Source organism: Phenylobacterium sp., from assembly GCF_035475775.1.
Classification (GTDB): Bacteria; Pseudomonadota; Alphaproteobacteria; order Caulobacterales; family Caulobacteraceae; genus Phenylobacterium.
Window position 1 is genome coordinate 1 of sequence record NZ_DATIMC010000023.1, and the last position, 4,147, is coordinate 4,147.

The 4,147-nt window shown below is 69.6% G+C and carries 6 protein-coding genes; 3 read left to right on the top strand and 3 right to left on the bottom strand.

From position 1 onward, the window contains the following. From VLI41_RS02680 to thiS, 3 genes are all read right to left on the bottom strand, one after another. Positions 1 to 803: SDR family oxidoreductase (locus VLI41_RS02680; RefSeq protein ID WP_325266513.1), on the bottom strand; the 803-nt coding region annotated here is incomplete at its 3' end. Positions 804 to 806: 3 nt separating this feature from the next. Further along, positions 807 to 1,595, bottom strand: a complete 789-nt coding sequence (locus tag VLI41_RS02685; protein ID WP_325266514.1) for a thiazole synthase — start codon at positions 1,593 to 1,595, stop codon at positions 807 to 809. Position 1,596: 1 nt separating this feature from the next. Continuing rightward, complete coding sequence (thiS, locus tag VLI41_RS02690) at positions 1,597 to 1,797, bottom strand: sulfur carrier protein ThiS (RefSeq protein WP_325266515.1); 201 nt, start codon at positions 1,795 to 1,797, stop codon at positions 1,597 to 1,599. 68 nt (positions 1,798 to 1,865) lie between these two features. Between thiS and aroQ the strand changes: the two genes are divergently transcribed. From aroQ to accC, 3 genes are all read left to right on the top strand, one after another. Further along, on the top strand, positions 1,866 to 2,303 hold the full coding sequence (aroQ, locus tag VLI41_RS02695) for a type II 3-dehydroquinate dehydratase (RefSeq protein WP_325266516.1): 438 nt from the start codon (positions 1,866 to 1,868) through the stop codon (positions 2,301 to 2,303). Positions 2,304 to 2,331: 28 nt separating this feature from the next. After that, the gene (accB, locus tag VLI41_RS02700; protein ID WP_325266517.1) at positions 2,332 to 2,811 is read left to right on the top strand and encodes an acetyl-CoA carboxylase biotin carboxyl carrier protein; all 480 of its coding nucleotides are present in this window, start codon (positions 2,332 to 2,334) and stop codon (positions 2,809 to 2,811) included. A gap of 5 nt (positions 2,812 to 2,816) precedes the next feature. Next, a partial coding sequence (gene accC / locus VLI41_RS02705) for an acetyl-CoA carboxylase biotin carboxylase subunit (protein WP_325266518.1) occupies positions 2,817 to 4,147 on the top strand: 1,331 nt, incomplete at its 3' end.

The window sequence follows — 4,147 nt, forward strand, 5'->3', positions numbered from 1 at the left end:
GCCGGCTCGGAAGCCTGCAGGAAACCCAGCGGCCCGGCCGCCATCTGGTCGCGCACCGCTTCCGGACTGAGGGCGGAGGCCTTGTCCAGCTCGGCGATCTCCGGCGGCACGAACCAGTGCAGGCGATCCGGCTCGTCGTGGTAGGCGGCCCACACCGCCTTGGCGACCTCGACGGCCGGGATCAGCCGGAACATGCCCTCCTTGGGCGCATTCTCGGCCGCGCCGGGCGGCAGGATCGGGGTGTCGATCAACCCCGGCAGCACGTCGGCCACGCGCACCCCGATCGGCTTGAACTCCACCGAGAGCGCCTCGGTCAGGCCCTTCACCGCATGCTTGGTCGCCGAATAGACGGCGATGCCGGGAATGCCGAAGGTGGCCGACGAAGACGAGGTGGTGAAGCAGAGCGAATTGGGCGTCGCCTTCAGCAGCGGGATGGCTTCGTAGATGCCGATCAGCACGCCCATGAAGTTGACCTGCACGGTCGCCAGCACGTCCTCGAACGGCTGCTCGGCGAAGGGGCCGCCGCGGCCGATGCCGGCGTTGTTGAACAGGATGTCGAGCCGCCCCCCCGCGGCGGGCGCGAAGTCGTCGAGCGCCGCGCGATAGTCCTCGCGGTCGGTGACGTCGAGCCGGCGGACCACGCAGTTGTCCGTCCCGAGTTCATCCGTGAGGGTCTCCAGACCCTGCTCGTTGACGTCGTAGCCGCCGACGAACCAGCCCTTGGCGGCGAACAGCCGCGCGGTCTCGCGTCCCATGCCCGAGGCCGCGCCGGTGATGAAGATCGACTTCCTGGTCTTGGTCATGGATCAGATCAGCCCCGAGAGCGGTGAGGACGGGTCGGCGTACATGCGCCTGGCCATGCGGCCGGCGAGGTAGGCCTCGCGCCCGGCGATGACGGCGTGCTTCATGGCGCGGGCCATGCGGATGGGGTCGCGCGCCTCGGCGATGGCGGTGTTGGTCAGCACCGCCTCGCAGCCCATCTCCATGGCGAGCGCCGCGTCCGAGGCGGTGCCGACGCCGGCGTCCACCAGCACCGGCGTGCGCGCCTGTTCGATGATCAGGCCGAGATTGAGCAGGTTCTGGATGCCGCGGCCGGAGCCGATCGGCGCGCCCAGCGGCATGATCGCCGCCGCGCCCGCCTCCTCGAGCTTGCGGGCGTAGACCGGATCGTCGGTGCAGTAGACCATCACCTGGAAGCCCTCGGCGACGAGCAGCTTCAGCGCCCTGAGCGTCTCTTCCATGTCGGGCAGCAGGTGCTTGGTGTCGGACAGCACCTCCAGCTTCACGAGGTCCCAGCCGCCGGCCTCGCGGGCCAGCCGGAGCAGGCGCACCGCCTCCTCGCCGGTGTGGCAGCCGGCGGTGTTGGGCAGGAAGGTGAAGCGGTCCGGCTTGACGTGGTCGACCAGCATCGGCTGGCTGGGATCCGACAGGTTCACGCGCCGCAACGCGACGGTGACGATCTCGGCGCCGGCCGCCTCGGCCGCCGCGGCGTTCTGGGCGTAGTCCCTGTACTTGCCGGTGCCGACGATCAGGCGGGAGCGGAAGGTGCGGCCCGCGACGCTCCAGGTGTCTTCAGTCGTGACGGATCCGTCCATCTCAGCCGCCTCCGATAAAATGCACGATCTCGATCCGGTCTCCGTCGGCGAGCGGCGTGCGACCATAGGCCGAGCGCGGCACGATCTCCAGATTGCGCTCCACGGCCACCTTCTTCGGATCGAGGCCGAGCGCCGCCACCAGGCCCGCGATGTCGGCCAGGCCCTGGAAGCTCCGCATCTCGCCGTTGATGGTCAGGGTCATGAGCGCTGGTTGCTTGTGAGCCCCGCCGCCGGTGGTTACAAGACGCGCGCAATCGACGGCGGAGCCGAATGCCGAAACCGATCTATGTGCTGAGCGGGCCCAATCTCAACCTCCTGGGGACCCGCGAGCCGGAGATTTACGGTCATCAGACGCTCGAGGACGTGCGCAAGGCCTGCGAGGCGCGCGCCGCCTCGCTCGGCCGCGAAGTCGTGTTCCGACAGTCCAATCATGAAGGCGAGCTGATCGACTGGATCCAGGAGGCGCGCGACAAGGCGAGCGCGCTGGTGATCAACCCGGCGGGCTATGGCCACACCTCCATCGCGATCCTCGACGCGCTCAAGGCGGCCGGCGTCCCGGTGGTGGAATGCCATCTCTCGAACCCCGCCGCCCGCGAGCCGTTCCGGCGCAGGACCTATGTCGCCCTGGCCGCGACCGGCGTGGTCTCCGGGTTCGGCCTCGCCAGCTACGAGTTGGCCGTCGAGGCCGCCGCGGGCCTGACCCGCTAGGCCATCCAGATGCGAGGACGGAGTTCCCATGGCTAGCAGTCCCAAGGCTCCCGCCGACCCGATCGACGCGCGCCTGGTGCGCAAACTGGCCGACATCCTCACCGAGACCGGCCTGTCGGAGATCGAGATCGAGCACGCGGGCCTGCGGATCCGCGTCGCCAAGACCCTGACCGCCGCGCCCGTCCAGATGGCCGTCCCTGCGCCCGCACCGCAGCCTGCTCCGAGCGCCGCGCCGGCGGCGCCGGCGATGGCGGAAGCCGCGGCGGCCGCTCGCGGCGAGACGATCAAGTCGCCGATGGTGGGCACGGTCTATCTGCAGCCGCAGCCGGGCGCGGATGCCTACGTCAAGGTGGGCGACACGGTCGCCGCCGGCCAGACGCTGATGATCGTCGAGGCCATGAAGACGATGAACCCGATCCCGGCGCCGCGGGCCGGCCGCGTGCTCGAGATCCTGGTGGAGGACGCCCAGCCCGTCGAGTTCGGCGAGCCGCTCGTCGTCATCGAGTAGCGGCGATGTTCGAGAAGATCCTGATCGCCAATCGCGGCGAGATCGCGCTTCGCGTCCACCGGGCGTGCAAGGAGATGGGCATCGCGACCGTGGCCGTGCACTCCGAGGCCGACGCCGGCGCCATGTGGGTCAGGCTCGCCGACGAGAGCGTCTGCATCGGCCCCGCCCCGGCCGCCAAGAGCTATCTCAACATCCCCTCGATCATCGCCGCGGCGGAGATCACGGGGGCCCAGGCGATCCATCCGGGCTACGGATTCCTTTCGGAAAACGCCCGCTTCGCCGAGATCGTGAACGCGCACGGCTTCACCTTCATCGGGCCCAAGCCCGAGCACATCAGGATGATGGGCGACAAGATCACCGCCAAGCAGGCGGTGAAGGACGTCGGCATCCCGGTGGTGCCGGGCTCGGACGGCGCGGTCACGTCGGAATCGCAGGCGTTCGCAGCGGCCCGGAAGATCGGCTTTCCGGTGCTGATCAAGGCGGCGGCCGGCGGCGGCGGGCGCGGCATGAAGGTGGCCCGCACCGAGGCCGATCTCGCCGAGGCGGTGAGCACCGCCCGCGCCGAGGCGCGCGCCGCGTTCGGCGACGACGCCGTCTACATGGAGCGCTACCTGCAGACTCCGCGGCACATCGAGCTGCAGGTGATCGCCGACGCCTACGGCGCCGTCTGCCACCTGGGCGAACGTGACTGCTCGCTGCAGCGGCGGCACCAGAAGGTGCTGGAGGAGGCCCCCTCCCCGGTCATCGACGCGGCCGCCCGCGCCCGCATCGGCAAGGTCGTCGTCGACGCCATCAAGGCGATCGGCTACCTGGGCGTCGGCACCATCGAGTTCCTCTACGAGAACGGCGAGTTCTTCTTCATCGAGATGAACACCCGCCTGCAGGTGGAGCATCCGGTGACCGAGGCGATCACCGACATCGACCTGGTGCGCGAGCAGATCCGCATCGCCGCGGGCGAGCCGCTCTCCTTCCGCCAGGAGGAGATCGTGTTCGAGGGCCACGCCATCGAGTGCCGGATCAACGCCGAGAACCCGCGCACCTTCGCGCCCTCGCCGGGCACGGTGAGCGACTTCCATGCGCCAGGGGGCCTGGGCGTGCGGCTGGATTCGGCGCTCTACGCCGGCTACACGATCCCGCCCTACTACGACAGCCTGGTGGGCAAGCTGATCGTGCACGGCCGCGACCGCGAGGAATGCATCGCCCGCATGTGCCGCTGCCTCTCGGAGATCGTGGTCGCCGGGATCGACACCAACATCCCGCTGTTCCAGGAGCTGCTGGTCAACCCGGACATCGTCCGCGGCGACTACAACATCCACTGGCTCGAGACCTGGATCAA